Annotated in this window: 5 protein-coding genes; 2 read left to right on the top strand and 3 right to left on the bottom strand. The window is 71.6% G+C overall.

The window, feature by feature from the left end:
* Positions 1–20 precede the first annotated feature (20 nt).
* On the bottom strand, positions 21–10,826 hold the full coding sequence (locus AC3EUV_RS21630) for an SDR family NAD(P)-dependent oxidoreductase (protein ID WP_435603634.1): 10,806 nt from the start codon (positions 10,824–10,826) through the stop codon (positions 21–23).
* An 802-nt stretch (positions 10,827–11,628) separates the two neighbouring features.
* On the opposite strand from AC3EUV_RS21630, the gene AC3EUV_RS21625 reads away from it, so the two are divergent.
* Both AC3EUV_RS21625 and AC3EUV_RS21620 read left to right on the top strand, forming a co-directional pair.
* Positions 11,629–12,000: a hypothetical protein gene (locus AC3EUV_RS21625; protein WP_432145772.1), complete on the top strand. Its 372-nt coding sequence runs from the start codon at positions 11,629–11,631 to the stop codon at positions 11,998–12,000.
* A 2-nt stretch (positions 12,001–12,002) separates the two neighbouring features.
* Complete coding sequence (locus AC3EUV_RS21620) at positions 12,003–13,013, top strand: ACP S-malonyltransferase (protein ID WP_435603633.1); 1,011 nt, start codon at positions 12,003–12,005, stop codon at positions 13,011–13,013.
* Between the two features lie 113 nt (positions 13,014–13,126).
* On the opposite strand, the gene AC3EUV_RS21615 is transcribed toward AC3EUV_RS21620, so the two are convergent.
* Entirely contained in the window at positions 13,127–13,783 is a 657-nt protein-coding gene (locus AC3EUV_RS21615; protein ID WP_387242307.1) for a response regulator transcription factor, read from the bottom strand.
* The gene (locus AC3EUV_RS21610) at positions 13,765–15,663 is read right to left on the bottom strand and encodes a sensor histidine kinase (protein ID WP_435603632.1); all 1,899 of its coding nucleotides are present in this window, start codon (positions 15,661–15,663) and stop codon (positions 13,765–13,767) included. The genes AC3EUV_RS21615 and AC3EUV_RS21610 overlap by 19 nt, the downstream gene beginning before the upstream one ends.
* Between the last annotated feature and the right edge of the window lie 206 nt (positions 15,664–15,869).

The following is a 15,869-nucleotide window of genomic DNA, read 5'->3' as shown; positions in this document are numbered from 1 at the left end:
AGTGTTGGACAGAATCGCGGTCAGGACTTTCCGAACTCCTGGTCGAAGAAGTCCAGTAGTTCATCGGCGGAGGCATCCCGGATATCGCTGTGGGTCTCGCGTTGATCCGTTGCCGAGCCGCCGTCGCGATACCTGCTCAAGGCCCGCTCGAGGCGTTTCGTGATGGTCGTTCGTTCACGGCTTTCCGTTTCCAGCGTCAGCAGAGCGTTTTCCAGCTTGGTGAGGGTCGCCAGCGCAGTGGCGACCGCATCGGGTTCGTCATCGACGAGCCCGGCGAGAAGGTGGTTCGCCAGCGCCGTGGAGGTCGGGAAGTCGAACACCAACGTGGCCGGCAGCCGCAGCCCGGTCTCCGTATGGAGGCCGTTGCGCAGTTCCACCGCGGTCAGTGAATCGAAGCCCAGCTCGCTGAAGCTCTGATCCGCGCTGACCATGTCGGCACCGGAGTGCCCCAGCACCATGGCCGTGTGGTGGCGCACCAACTCCAGGACCATGGCGGCGCGTTCGGCGGCCGGCACCTCCGCCAGCCGGTCGCGCAGGGACTTCGCCGAGGCGGTCCCGGCACTCACCGTACGGCGCACGGGGGCGCGGACGAGGCCGCGCAAGATCGCGGGCACCTCCCCGGCCGCCGCGGCCTTCCTGGCGTCCAGCGCCACGGGGATCACCACCGGAGTTCCGGCGGCGCCCACGACGTCGAACAGCGCCACGCCCTCCTCCGAGGACATCGGCGGCAGCCCCTCCCGGTTCATCCGCCGCAGATCGGTGTCGGTGAGCTTCCTGGTGAGGTCGCTGCGCTCCGACCAGAGCCCCCAGGCCAGTGACAGCGCGGGGAGGCCGTGGGCGTGCCGGTCCTCGGCCAGCGCGTCGAGGAAGGTGCTCGCCGCCGCGTAGTTGGCCTGGCCGGGCGCGCCGAGCACCCCGGAGGCCGAGGAGAACAGCACAAACGCCGACAGGTCCAGGTCCTTGGTGAGTTCATGCAGATTCCAGGCCGCGTCGACCTTGGGCCGCAGTACGGTCTCGATCCGCTCCGGGGTCAGCGCGCTGATCAGTCCGTCGTCCAGAACACCGGCGGTGTGCACCACACCTGTCAGCGGCGCGTCCGCCGGGATCCCGGCGAGCAGTGCGCCGAGCGCGTCCCGGTCGGCCGCGTCACAGGCGACCACCTCCACGTGGGCACCGAGCGCGGTCAGCTCCTCTTGGAGGCGCGGGGCTCCGTCGGCTGCCAGGCCCCGGCGGCCGGCCAGCATCAGCCGCTTCGCACCGTGCTCGGCGACCAGGTGCCGGGCGATCAGACCGGCCAGCATGCCGGCGCCACCGGTGATCAGCACCGTGCCGTGACCGGCCCATACGGGTTCCCGGTCGGCGTCCACCGGCCCGAACCGGGCCAGCCGGGGCACGGCAGCGCCCCCGCCACGCACCGCCAGTTGCGGTTCCGCCTCGCCCAGCAGCCCGGGCAGCGCCCGCAGCGACGCCACCTCGTCATCGACGTCGGCGAGCACGATCCGGCCCGGGTTCTCGGACTGCGCCGACCGCACCAGCCCCCAGACGGGAGCGAGCGCGAGATCCGGGCCCGTCTCACCGGACACGGCGACCGCGCCCTGGGTGAGGACCACCAGCTTCGCGTCGGCGAACCGGCTCTCGGCCAGCCAGGTCTGCACCGTCCCCAGCACCTGGTGCACCGCCGAGCGCACGGCGTCCGGCACCGCACCGGGACCGGCCGCCGGGACCGGCAGCAGCACATACTCCGGCACCGTGTCCTGCTTGCCGAGCACCGCCAGATCCGCCGCGGTGCCGGCCTCGATTCCGGCAGCCCGCAGGGCACCCGCGAACTCGTCGGCGGCGGGCCCGACCACGGCCATGGACGTCTCGATGACCCGTCCGGAGCGGCTGGGCAGCTCCGTCCAGTCGAGCCGGAAGACCGCGTCCCGGCCACTGCCGGCGGCCCGCAGCTGGTCGGCCGCGACCTCACGCATGACCAGCGACTCGACGGTCGCCACGGGGGCCCCGGTGGCGTCGCTCACCTCGACCCGCACACCGCTCTCACCGGCCTTGCTCAGCCTGGCGCGCAGTGCGGTGGCGCCCACCGCGTGCAGCTGGACCCCGGTCCAGGCGAACGGCAGCCCCGGCCCCTCGTCGCCGTGGGCTTCGCCCAGGCCCACGGTGTGCAGCACCGCGTCGAGGAGTGCCGGGTGCAGACCAAACCGGCCCGCCTCTCCGACGGCTTCCTCGGGCAGGGCGACCTCCGCGAAGATGTCCTCCCCGCGCCGCCACGCCGCCCGCAGCCCCTGGAACACCGGGCCGTACTCGTAGCCCGCCTCGGCGAGTTCCCCGTAGAACCCGTCCACCGGGACGGCTTCCGCACCGGCCGGCGGCCAGGACTCCTCGCCGCGAGCGGCCGGCGCGCCGGTGCCGACGGCCAGCACACCGGTGGCATGCCGGGTCCACGACTGGTCGGCCGCCGCGTCCTCGTCGCGGGAGAACACCGCGAGGCTGCGGCGCCCGTTCTCGTCGGGCTCACCGACGGTGACCCGCAGCTGCACCCCACCGGTCGGCGCGATGACCAGCGGGCTCTCCAGAGTGAGCTCCTCCAGCAGGTCGCAACCCACCTGGTCCCCGGCACGGATGGCCAGTTCGACCAGTCCGGTGCCCGGCACCAGCACCGTGTCCAGCACCCGGTGATCGGCCAGCCAGCGGTGCGTGGACAGCGACAGCCGCCCCGTGAACAGGAAGCCGTCCGAGTCCGGCAGCGCCACCGCGGCACCGAGCAGCGGATGGTCGGCCGCGCCCAGCCCCACCGAGGACACATCCCCGGCGCCGGACGAGGTCTCCAGCCAGTAGCGCTGTCGCTGGAAGGCGTAGGTGGGCAGGCCGATCCGCCGGCCGGTGGGGAGCAGGGTGCTCCAGTCCACCGGGACGCCGTGCGCCCAGAGCCGGCCCAGCGATTGCGCGAACCGGGACCAGCCGCCTTCGTCTCGGCGCAGGGTCCCCGTCACCACGACGGGGTTGCCGGACTCCTGTGCCGTGTCCTCGATTCCAGGGGTGAGGACGGGGTGCGCGCTGCACTCCACGAAGACGCCGTGCCCGTCGGCGACCAGCGCCCGGACGGCTTCCTCGAACCGTACGGTGTTGCGCAGGTTCTCGAACCAGTAGGAGGCATCCAGCTCCTCGCCCGAGACCACCGACGCACTCACCGCCGAGTAGAACGGGATCCGGCCCTGACCAGGGCGGACTTCGGCAAGAACCGTCGCCAGCTCCTCGCGCAACAACTCGACCTGGGCGCCGTGCGAGGCGTAGTCCACCGGAATCGTCCGGGCCCGCACCTCCTGCTCGGCACACTCGGCCAGCAGCTCCTGCAAGGCATCGGGGTCACCCGAAACCACCGTGGCGGACGGCCCGTTGAGGGCGGCCACGGACAGCTGCTCACCCCACCTGGCGATGCGCTCCTGAACGGACTCGCGGGAGCCGGCGACCGAGACCATGCCGCCGCGACCGGCCAGGACACGGCCGATGGCCTGGCTGCGCAATGCCACCACGCGGGCACCATCACGCAACGACAGAATGCCAGCGACGCAGGCCGCAGCGATCTCACCCTGAGAGTGGCCGACCACGGCAGCGGGCACCACGCCACAGTCCTCCCAGACCGCAGCCAACGACACCATCACCGCCCACAGCACCGGCTGCACCACATCAACCCGCGCCAACGCGTCCTCGTCCGACAGCACCGCCATCAGATCCCAGGACACAAACTCCGACAGCGCCACACCACACTCAGCCATCCGCCCCGCGAACACCGGGGAAGCGGCCATCAGTTCGTCCGCCATCCCCAGCCACTGCGAACCCTGACCAGGGAACACCAGCACCGCACCGGAAGCCGCCGTGGCCGCCACACTGCCGTGCACCACACCGGGGGCACCCTCCAGGCCACCACCGGCAAACCCACCGGCAAGGCCACGCAGGCCGCTCAGCAGCTGGTCCCGCTCGGTGCCGACCACCACGGCCCGGTGCTCCAGCTCCGCCCGCGAAGCCAGCAGCGAGAACCCGACCTCGGCCGCAGACATCTCCGGGCGCTCCGCCACAAAGGACGCCAGCCGGTCCGCCTGCGCCACCAGCGCCTGCTCCGAACGCGCCGACAGCACCCACGGCACCGCCCCGGAAGGCACACCGCCGGCCGGTTCCACGGCCGCCGGCTCAGTCACCGGGGCCTGCTCCAGCACCACATGCGCGTTCGTGCCGCTGATGCCGAACGACGACACACCGGCTCGCCAGGGTTCACCGGTCTTCGGCCACTGGCGGAGTTCGGTCAGCAGCTCGACGGTGCCGGCGGACCAGTCGACGTGCGGGGTGGGCTCATCGACGTGCAGGGTCTTCGGCAACACACCGTGCCGCATGGCCAGCACCATCTTCATCACCCCGGCCACCCCGGCGGCGGCCTGGGTGTGCCCGATGTTGGACTTGACCGAACCCAGCCACAGCGGCCGGTCAGCCATCCGCTCCCGGCCGTACGTCGCTATCAGCGCCTGGGCTTCGATGGGGTCGCCGAGGGTGGTGCCGGTGCCGTGGGCCTCCACCGCGTCGACCTGATGGACAGTCACCCCGGCGTTGGCCAGGGCCTGTTCGATGACGCGCTGCTGCGAGGGGCCGTTCGGTGCGGTGAGGCCGTTGGAGGCACCGTCCTGGTTCACCGCTGTGCCCCGGACCACCGCCAGGACGGTATGGCCGTTGCGCCGGGCGTCCGACAGGCGCTCGACCAGGACCATGCCGACGCCCTCGCCCCAGCCGGTGCCGTCCGCCGCGGCGGCGAAGGCCTTGCAGCGGCCGTCCGCGGACAGGCCGCGCTGCCGGGAGAAGTCGACGAAGGTGTCCGGGGTGGACATCACCGAGACGCCGCCGGCCAGCGCCAGGGTGCATTCCCCGGTGCGCAGCGCCTGGATGGCCCAGTGCAGGGCGACCAGTGAGGAGGAGCAGGCCGTGTCGACGGTCACGGCGGGGCCTTCGAAGCCGAAGGTGTAGGAGACCCGGCCGGAGAGGACGCTGCCCGCGCTGCCGGTCCCGACATAGCCTTCGAGGTCCTCGGGGATCTGGCCGCTCGGCGGGGCGTAGTCGTGGTAGCTCACGCCGGCGAACACGCCGGTTTTGCTGCCGCGCAGGGTGGTCGGGTCGATACCGGCGTTCTCGAAGGTCTCCCAGACGGTCTCCAGCAGGATCCGCTGCTGGGGGTCGGTGGCCAGCGCCTCGCGCGGGTTGATCTCGAAGAAGCCCGCGTCGAAATCGGCGACGTCGTAGAGGAATCCGCCTTCGCGGGTGTAGGTCTTTCCGCTGCGGCCGGGGTCCGGGTCGTAGATGCCCTCGACGTCCCAGCCGCGGTTCTCCGGGAAGTCGCTGATGGCGTCGCCGCCGGAGACCAGCAGGTGCCACAGGTCGTCGGGGGAGGCCACCTGGCCGGGGAACCGGCAGCCCATTCCGACGATGACGATGGGGTCGTCGTCGGCCGCCGGCGCGGTGGATTGCACGGCGACGGGCGCGGCCGAGGTGCCGCCGAGCAGCTGTTCCCGCAGGTGCCGGACGAGGGCGACGGGGGTGGGGTAGTCGAAGACCAGGGTCGCGGACAGGCTCAGACCGGTCGCGGTGTCCAGGCGGTTGCGCAGTTCGACCGCGGTCAGGGAGTCGAAGCCGAGGTCCCGGAAGGCGCGGGAGGTCTCCACCGCGCCGCCACCGGCGTATCCGAGGACCAGGGCGATCTGGGCGGTGACCAGGTCCAGCAGGGCCCGGTCCTGGTCGGCCTGCGGCAGTCCGGCCAGCCGCTCCCGCAGGGAGTCGCCGGTGCCGGCCCCGGCCGCCGCGGCGGTGCGCCGGCGGAACGGCACCAGGCCGTGCAGCATCGGCGGGAAGTCACCGGTGACGGCGAGGACGTTGATGTCCAGGCGCACCGGTACGACCAGCGGTGCGCCGGAGCGGACGGCGCCGTCGAACATCCGCATGCCCTCGTCGGGGGTCTGCGCCACGATTCCCTTACGGGCCATGCGCCGCAGGTCGTTCTCGCCGAGGCCGCCGGCCATTCCGCCGCCGTCCTGCGCCCACAGGCCCCAGGCCAGCGAGACACACGGCAGGCCGAGGCCGTGGCGGTGTTCGGCCAGGGCGTCGAGGAAGGCGTTGGCCGCCACGTAGTTCGCCTGACCGGGGGCGTCGAAGACGCTGCACGCGGCGGAGAACAGGATGAACGCGGACAGGTCGAGGTCGCGGGTCAGCTCGTGCAGGTTCCAGGCGGCGTCGACCTTGGGGCGCAGCACCTTGTCCATGCGCTCCGGGTTCAGCGAGGCGAGGACGCCGTCGTCCAGGACGCCCGCGGTGTGCACGACGCCCGTCAGCGGGGCGTCCGCCGGGACCGTGGCCAGCAGGGCGGCCAGCGCCTCCCGGTCCGCGGTGTCACAGGCGGCGATGGTCACCCGGGCGCCGAGTGCGGCCAGCTCGTCGCGCAGTTCCGCGGCGCCTTCGGCGGCCAGGCCGCGCCGGCTGGTCAGCAGCAGATGCCGGACGCCGAGGTCGGCCACGAGATGGCGGGCGGTGATCGCGCCCAGGCTGCCGGTGCCGCCGGTGACCAGCACGGTGCCGTCCGCGGTCCACACCGGCTCGGGTTCCCGCTCGGGGGCGGGCAGTTGGGCGAGGCGGGGTGCCGAGACGCGACCGCCGCGGATCGCCAGCTCCGGTTCACCGGCGTCGGCCACGGCAGGCAGCGCGTCCAGGGAACGGGTGTCGTCGTCGATGTCGACGAGGACGAGCCGGTCGGGATTCTCCGACTGCGCGGAGTGCACCAGGCCCCAGGCCGGGGCCGTCACCAGATCGACGGGTTCCTCGGCGACCGAGACCGCGCCGCGGGTGAGCACCACGAGCCGGGTGCCGGCGAACCGCTCCTCGGCCAGCCACCACTGGAGGCGGGCCAGCAGCTGATGGGTGGCTTCCCGTACGGCATCGGGCACGGCGCCGGGGGTGGCTCCGATTACCGGCAGCACCACGGTGTCCGGTACCGGGGCGTCGGTGTCGTCCGGGTCGAGGACAGCGGCGCCCAGGGCGGCGGCGAGGGCGGGGTCGTCGCCCAGTACCGCCCAGGAGCCGCCGGTGCGTTCGGTGACCGGGACGGGTGCCCAGTCCAGCCGGTACAGCGAGTCCGGGGTGTCCGCGTCGGTGGCGAGTACGTCGGCGGTCACGGCGCGGCGGGTGACCCGGTCCACGGAGGCGACGACGGCGTTGTCCGCGTCGGCGGCCACTACGGAGAAGCCGTCCGCACCGGCCGGGGAGATCTTGACCCGCAGGGTGGTGGCGCCGACGGCGTGCAGCCGGAAGCCGGTCCACGAGGCGGGCAGCCGGGGGCCGTCGGCGGCGGCCTCGGCCCGGCCCAGGGTCTGGAGCACGGCTTCCAGCAGGGCGGGGTGCAGCCCGTAGGTGTCCGCCTGGGCGGCCGGTTCGTCGGGGAGGGCGACCTCGGCGTACAGGTCCTCGCCGCGCCGCCAGGCCGCGCGGACGCCCTGGAAGACCGGCCCGTAGCCGAAGCCGGTCGCCGCCAGCTCGTCGTAGAGCCCCTCCACCAGGAGGGGTTCGGCGGCGGCCGGGGGCCAGGAGGTCTCCGGGAAGACGGGCGCGGACGCGGTGCCCCCGGCGGCGAGGACACCGGTGGCGTGCCGGGTCCAGGGCCGGGTGTCCTCGGCGTCCTCGGGCTTCGAGAACACCGAGAGTTGCCGTCGGCCGTTGTCGTCCGGCGCGTCCACGGTGAGCTGGATCCGCACTCCGCCGTGGGCGGGCAGGACCAGCGGGTCGAACGTGGTCAGTTCCTCGATCAGCGTGCAGCCGGCCTGGTCACCGGCCTGGACGGCCAGCTCGACGAGGGCGGAGCCCGGCAGCACGGCGGTGCCCAGGACGACATGGTCGGCCAGCCAGGGGTGGGTGGCGAGGGACAGCCGGCCGGTCAGCAGGAAGCCGTCGGAGCCGGGCAGCGGCAGCACCGCGCCGAGCAGCGGATGGTTTCCCGCCCCGAGCCCGGCGGAGGTCACATCGGCGCCTCCGGCGGCGCCCTCCAGCCAGTAACGGCCGTGCTGGAAGGCGTAGGTCGGCAGGTCCACCCGCCGTCCCCCGGGCAGCAGGGCGGACCAGTCCACGCGGACGCCCCGGGTCCAGAGCCCGGTCAGCGCCTTGAGCAGTGCCCCGGGTTCGGTGAGCGGTGTCCGCAGGCTCGGCTGGAAGGTGACGGTGTCGTCCTCGGGCAGGCAGTCGCGTCCCATGGCGGAGAGCACGCCGCCGGGGCCGAGTTCGAGGAAGGTGGTGACGCCGTCGGCGTGGGCGGCCTGGATGCCGTCGTGGAAACGGACGGCTTCCCGGACGTGGCGGACCCAGTACTCCGGGTCGCGGAGTTCGGCGGGGTCGGCGAGCCGGCCGGTCACATTGGACACCACCGGCAACCGGGGCTCGGCGTAGGTGAGTTGCCCGACGACCGTGCGGAACTCCGCCAGCATCGGCTCCATGAGCGGCGAGTGGAAGGCATGACTCACCCGCAGCCCCTTCACCTTCCGGCCGCGCGCCTCCAGTACCGCGACCACCTGCTCCACCGGCTCCGCGGCACCGGAGAACACCACCGATGCCGGGCCGTTCACCGCTGCGATACCGATCTGCTCGCGGCCCTCCAGGAGCGCGCGCACCTCGTCCTCGGCGGCCGCCGCCGACACCATCACGCCGCCGCTCGGCAGGGCCTGCATCAGCCGCCCGCGAGCCGCGACCAGCTTCGCCGCGTCCGCCGGCGACCAGACACCCGCGAGATGGGCCGCGGTGACCTCACCGATGGAGTGGCCCAGCAGCACGTCGGGGGCCACGCCGTAGGACTCGACGAGCCGGAAGAGGGCGACCTCCAGCGCGAACAGTGCCGGCTGCGCGTACTGCGTCTGGTGGAGGAGTTCCTCCTTGCCGCTGCCGGGCGCGGCCCAGACGACCTCGGTCAGCGGGCGCGGCAGCAGACCGTCGAACTCCGCGCACACCTCGTCCCAGGCCCGTGCGAACACCGGGTACGCCGCGTGGAGTTCGCGGCCCATGCCCGGCCGCTGTGCGCCCTGGCCGGTGAACAGCGCGGCGAGCCGTCCCTCGCTCACGGCCCGCGGCTGTGCGGTGTCCTCGGCCAGCGCCCGGATTCCGGCGAGCAGTTCTTCCCGGCCGGTGCCGGTGACCGCCGCGCGGTAGTCCAGTCCGGCGCGCGTGGTCACCAGCGAGAAGCCGATGTCGACCGGGTCCAGCTCGGGACGGGCCGCCACGTGGGACGCCAGGCGCCCGGCCTGGGCGGCCAGTGCCTCCCGGGACCGTGCGGACAGCACCCAGGGGACGATCCCGGTGCCGGATGCCGCGGTGGCCGGTACGTCCTCCGGGTCCGTCGGCTGCCCGGCGTCCTGCTCCGGCTCCGGCTCCGGCTCCGGTGCCTGCTCCAGGACGACATGCGCGTTGGTGCCGCTGATCCCGAAGGAGGACACGCCCGCCCGGCGGGGGTGGCCCGAATCCGGCCACTCGCGTGCCCGGGTGAGCAGCTCCACCGAGCCGGCCGACCAGTCCACATGCGGCGAGGGCTCATCCACGTGCAGGGTCTGCGGCAGCACCCCGTGCCGCATGGCGAGCACCATCTTCATCACCCCGGCCACCCCGGCGGCGGCCTGGGTGTGCCCGAGGTTCGACTTGATCGAGCCCAGGTAGAGCGGCTGTTCCTCCGGCCGGTCCTGTCCGTACGTGGCCAGCAGTGCCTGGGCCTCGATCGGGTCACCCAGCTTCGTGCCGGTGCCGTGGGCCTCCACCGCGTCCACATCGCCCGTGGACAGCCGGGCGTTGGCCAGCGCCTGCCGGATCACCCGCTGCTGCGCGGGGCCGTTCGGCGCGGTCAGTCCGCTGCTCGCGCCGTCCTGGTTGACCGCGGAGCCCCGCACCACGGCGAGGATGGGATGCCCGTTGCGGCGGGCGTCGGACAGCCGCTCCACCAGCAGCACACCGGCGCCCTCGCCCCAGCCGGTACCGTCCGCGGCCGCCGCGAACGACTTGCAGCGGCCGTCCGCCGCGAGACCGCGCTGCCGCGAGAAGTCGATGAAGGTCTCCGGGGTGAACATCACGGTCACCCCGCCGGCCAGCGCCATGCTGCACTCGCCGGCCCGCAGGGCCTGAATCGCCCAGTGCAGCGCCACCAGCGAGGAGGAGCAGGCGGTGTCCACCGTCACCGCCTGGCCCTCCAGGCCGAAGAGGTAGGCCACCCGGCCCGAGACGACGCTGGAGTCGGCGCCGTTGCCCTGGAACGCCGCGATGTCCTCGGCGACACCGGAGACGCCGGAGCCGTAGTCGTGGTACATCACGCCGGTGAACACGCCGGTCTTGCTGCCCCGCAGCGAGGTCGGGTCGATGCCGGCACGTTCGATGGCTTCCCAGGACACCTCCAGCAGCAGCCGCTGCTGGGGGTCCATGGCCACCGCCTCGTGCGGGGAGATGCCGAAGAACCCGGGGTCGAATTCCGCCGCCCCGTGGAGGAATCCGCCCTCCCGGGTGTACGAGGTGCCGAGGTGCTCGGGGTCGGGGTGGTACAGCGAGTCCACGTCCCAGCCGCGGTCGACGGGGAACTCCGAGACGCCGTCGGTCCCGGCGGACACCGCGTCCCACAGTTCCTCCGGCGAGGACACCCCACCCGGATAGCGGCACGCCATTCCTACGATGGCGATCGGCTCGGACTCTTTCCGCTCGGTTTCGGTCAACCGTGCCCGGGTATCCCGAAGCTCAGCCGTTGTCCGCTTGAGGTACTCGAGCAGCTTTCCCTCGTTGTTCGCCACCGTATTCCACTCCACTGAATCGGTCGGAGGACCTTTACGTCGATGACACCGAAAGACACCGAACGCCACGACACCGGTACGGCGCACACGGCGGCGGCAGACCCTGCCGCGCCGGGCGCCGCATCATTCGCCCTGATGAGGGCGCGCATTGAGGCCGAGCAGTCGGCTTCCCAAGAATTCCAAGCTCGACAGATCCCCCTTCGACTCACTGCGGGCCACGCTACGGAATCGCCGGTGGGTACTCCAACCCCTAGCCGTCCCCTAAGGGATATCGCGCAACCCTGAGATAAGGGTGGGGCGATGAGGGCTGATCAGGGGTTGATACCGGCGGTCCCGGTCAGGGTCGCGGTGAATTACCCGGTGTACGGGTGTGAAGCGGAGAAGTTCCGCGCGTGGATACGGATCGCACGGAAGGCCGGGTGGCGAAATACTGGCCGCTGCTCCCGCACGCTCCGGGCCCGCCGGCAACCCCACGGCCGTACCGCTCAGCAGTGATGGCGCGGCCATTTTCCCTGCTCACGGCAGCAACGGGTAGATGGGCGGCCCCTGGGCACCAGAGCCGGAGAACGAACGAAGCGCACGCAATCCCACTTCTCTTGCGGCTCTCAGGCTAGAGCCGGGATCCACGCGCCGGCTACCCCTATCCGGTACCCACGAACCCCCTAATTTGCGCCATGCGCCGATGTCCGATGGGGCGTCACATCGGTGACAGGCGAGGAGCGGACCGGATACGCTGAAGCCGCTACGGCGGTCATCCGCAACGGTGTTGACGACCGCAGCACGAGACAAGGGGAGGATTCATATGCCCAGGGGGGCGGCCCGCGTCCGGGTCCTCGCGTTAGCACTGGTACTGCTGACCGTGGGATGCACGGACAAGGGGCATTCCAATAAAGCGACCGATCTCAAGGACAAAGCTTCGGCCTGTGTGAAGGCACTGCGGATCGTCGATCTGGTGCCGGATCCGAAGAAGGCCGAGGACTACGAGAAAAAGGGCAAGGATTTACGCGAGCTGGCGAAGGACGTACGTGACCGTGATGTCGCGGCGGCCATGCGCCAGGTGGCCCATCAATACGGCATGGCACGAACCGAGGCCGCGCGTGATTTCGGCCGGGTGGCGGTATGGGTCAAGGCAACCGTCACCAATATCAAAGCGCTGAAAAAGGTGTGTGCCTGACCATGGGGCAGACTGAAGCGCAAGCCGGGGACTCCCCCATCGCGCCGGCCGTCGAGCGGGACTCCGGTAGGGCGGCGCGGACCGCCGTGCTGTTCCCCGGCATGGGCCGGTTCGATTTCGCGAGCGCCGGCCGGTTCCTGGTGCTCGACCCGTACGCCCGCGCCCGGCTCGCGGTCGCCGACGAGGTGCTCGGCTTCTCCGTACTGGAACGGTTCCACGAGGCCGGCGCCGACTACTCCGAGTACGCCCAGCTGGCGTTTCTGATCGCTTCGCTCGCCGCCGCGGACCGGGCCGAGGACCGGTTCGGTATGCGGCCGGACGTCTGTGCCGGAGCCAGCTTCGGACAGAAGGCAGCGGCCGTGTACGCCGGTTCGCTCGATTTCCCCGATGCCGTACGGATGACGGCGGAGCTGGCGCGCTGCGAGAAGGAATACTTCACCACCGAGCACTCGGACGTGGTGACACACGCCGTTTACCGCGTCCCGGACGAGGAGTTCCACGCCCTGCTGGACGAAATGCGGGCACGGGGCGACTGGTTCGACATCTCCGGCGAGCTGGACCGCGGGTTCTACATGGTGTCCCTGCCCGAATCGCGGCTGGAGGATTTCATCCGTGCGGTGCGGGACCTCGGCGGGTACTCGATGTACACCATGCGCCCGCCGGTGCATTCCCGTGCGTTCGGCGCGCTGCGCCGCAAGGCGGAGGCCGAGGTCTTCACCCGGTACCGGATCAAGGCGCCCCGGCTCCCCGTCATCTCGGACGCCGACGGCACGGTCGTGGACTCCGCCGAGGCGATGCGCACCATGCTGCTGGACACCTTCGACCGGGCGATCCACTGGCCGGCCATGGTGACCTCGATGGCCGCCCTCGGCGTGGGCACCCTCCATGTCACCGGCGCCGATGACATGTTCCACCGGCTGAACTGCACCGCCCGCGCCTTCGACGTCCGCACGGTCAACCCGAAGAACGCCCTGCGCCCGGGCCCACCGAAGCTCCGGAGCCGGGCGGCCTGAGGCCGGGCGGCCTGAGGCCGGGCCGCCTGAGGCCGGGCCGCCGCCCGAAGCCGGTCCGATGAGTCGGTACGGTCCCCCGGCTCCGGCCCACCGGACAGGCCCCCAGGACAGCCCTAGTCCAGATTCGCGCTGTTCAAATAAGCAAGGACCGCGAGCACCCGGCGGTTGGTGTCATTGGAGTTGGTCAGATTCAGCTTGCTGAAGACGCTGGCGATGTGTTTGCTCACCGCGCCTTCGCTGATGTAGAGGCGATGGGAGACCGCCGCGTTGGAACAGCCCTCTGCCATCAGCTCCAGAACCTCCCGTTCCCGGGCGGTCAGGGTGCCCAGCGGCTCCTGATGGGCGTTGCTCTCCACCAGTTTGGAGATGACCTCCGGGTCCATCGCGGTACCGCCCTCGGCGACCCGGCGCAGCGCGTCCACGAACTGCGTGGCGTTGAACACCCGGTCCTTCAGCAGATATCCGATGGCACCGGACCCGTCGGCCAGCAGTTCGCGCGCATAGAGCTGCTCGACGTGCTGGGACAGCACCAGTACGGGCAGGCCGGGGATCCGCCGGCGGGCCTCGTGCGCCGCCTGGAGCCCCTCGTCGGTGAACGTGGGCGGTAGCCGGACATCCACGATCGCGATGTCGGGCCGGTGCTCCTGCACGGCCGTGAGCAGCTCCGGGCCGGTCTCGACCGCGGAGACCACCTCGAAGCCGTGCGCGGTGAGCAGATGGGTCAGACCTTCGCGAAGCAGGTAGAGGTCCTCTACGAGGACAACACGCACGGAATCTCCAGAGTGACTGTGGTGGGGCCGCCAAGTGGACTGTGCACGGCGAGACTTCCGTCGAAGGTAGCGAGCCGCCGCTGGACGCCGCGCAGCCCGCTGCCCTTCGCCGGATCGGCGCCCCCGACCCCGTTGTCGGTGAGCGCGATTCGCAGCTGGTTCGCCGTGTAGCGCACATCGATGTGCACACGGCCCGCGTCGGCGTGTTTGGAAACATTGGTGAGCAGTTCGGACACCGCGAAGTAGGCGGCGGATTCGACCGGACGCTCGGGACGGCCGGGCAGCTCGATCCGCAGACCGACGGAGAGCGGCGAGTCCAGGGCCAGCCCGCGGATGGCGTCCGCGATCCCGCGTTCGGCGAGCACCGGCGGGTTGATCCCGCGGATCAGATGGCGTAACTCGATGAGTGCTTTCGCGGAGGCTTCCCTGGCGGTCCCGACCATCGTCTTGGCGGCAGCCGGGTCCCGTTCGATGAGTGCCTCGATGGCGCCGAGTTTCATCCCCATGGCCACCCACTGCGCCTGCGCCCCGTCGTGCAGATCCCGTTCGATCCGGCGCAGCTCCGAGGACAGCGTCTCCCGGGCCTCCATCCGGGTCTCGGTGAGCTGGTCCACCCGGCGGCCGAGCAGCGCCGACTTGGTCGGCCCGAGGAGGAGCCAGCTCCACAGGCCGTGCAGCCGCAGCAGCGGGAGGGCGAGCAGACACCCGGTGAGGGTGCCGACCACACCGATCAGGGGGGCGGTCACGATCGGGTAGTCGCCGAGGACCGGGACACCGCGGGTCAGCAGGGGCCAGCTCTCGAAGGTGTGGAAGTCGACGAAGAGCTGAAGCAGCGATGCCCAGGCCCAGGACCAGATCAGACCGAAGAAGCAGTATCCGGTGACCAGGACGGGGACCGCGGCGAGCAGCACGCCTACCACCGGGTCGAGCAGCAGCCAGAGCAGGTCCCGCCAGGTGGCCAGGTCCCGGGCGTTCTGCCGGTAGCGCAGGGACCGCAGCGCCATCTCCGGGGTGCGGTACAGCGTGCGGCCGATCTGGTACGTGCCGTCGGGCCGGGGCGGTGGCAGGACCGGTTCGGGAAGATAGGGCCGGTCGATCCGGATGCCGGTCCACTCCTGGATCTGCTGCCGGCGCCAGGAGGTGAGCTGCCGCCCGGCGACCAGCACGGTCGGCCAGGCCCACAGCAGGATCGGCACCATCGCCAGCACATGCATGAGGGCGGCGGCCATTTCGGCGACCGCGAGTCCGGCGGTCAGGGCCAGCCGCCAGGTGGCGAGCCCCCCGCGGCCGATCCAGATCAGCGCACGCCGTATTCCGGAGTCGGCGGCGGACGCGAGGAGTTGGCAGGTCCAACGGCCGTGCAGATGGAGCAGGGCCGGCCCGAAGCCGAAGCCGGCCAGTGCCGTCGCCACGGCGACCGGGACGGTGATCCCGGGGTGTCCCGGCCGGTACCACGGGGAGGTGGCGCCCACCACGACCAGGGTGAGCGGCAGCAGCGCCGTGATGCTGCCGGCGACGGGGTTGATCAGCATCCACAGGATGTCCCGCGAGGTCGCCGGGTCCTTGACCAGCCAGTCCCAGCGCCGTTCGTAGGAGAGCTTCTTCGGGGTCAGGTAGAGCCGGTTCTTGTAGCGGTACCAGCCGTCGGGTTCGGGTTCGGGTGGTGGCGGCGGGGGCTGGTACGGCACCGGGATGTCCACCCCGCACCACCGCCCGGCGAGGGCGCGGTAGACGTTGAGCGGATCGCGGTACCACTGGGCGAGCGACTGGATGCCGAAGAGCGTGCCGAGGCCGACGGCGGCCAGCATCGGCCCGGCGGTGAGTCCCAGCCCGAAGAGCACGAGGCCGCGCAGGGGCGCCCAGAGGTGCCGTCCGAACATCGCTCTCCCCGTGTTTCCGATGCCCCCCGGCGGGAGCGATCGCCGCCTGCCACAATACCGACCGGAGGCAGCGGTTCCCGGTTTCTTTTGGCCGACACCCCTGTCCTCAATAGGGAGGCATTGGCCGGGAATCGATCGTCAATTCCCGGGGAACCGCGCGCTATCCACGATCCGGGGCATATCCGCGACGCGTACCGTGGCGGATC

Source organism: Streptomyces sp. bgisy130 (assembly GCF_057708345.1).
The sequence above is the reverse complement of the archived record's forward strand: the minus strand, read 5'-3'. Positions and strand labels throughout refer to the sequence as shown.

Bases quoted from the DNA above. Each gene is read 5' to 3' on its own strand.
- AC3EUV_RS21625 (WP_432145772.1), top strand. From the start codon at position 11,629: ATGCCCAGGGGGGCGGCCCGCGTCCGGGTCCTCGCGTTAGCACTGGTA.
- AC3EUV_RS21620 (WP_435603633.1), top strand. From the start codon at position 12,003: ATGGGGCAGACTGAAGCGCAAGCCGGGGACTCCCCCATCGCGCCGGCC.
- AC3EUV_RS21610 (WP_435603632.1), bottom strand. From the start codon at position 15,663: ATGTTCGGACGGCACCTCTGGGCGCCCCTGCGCGGCCTCGTGCTCTTC.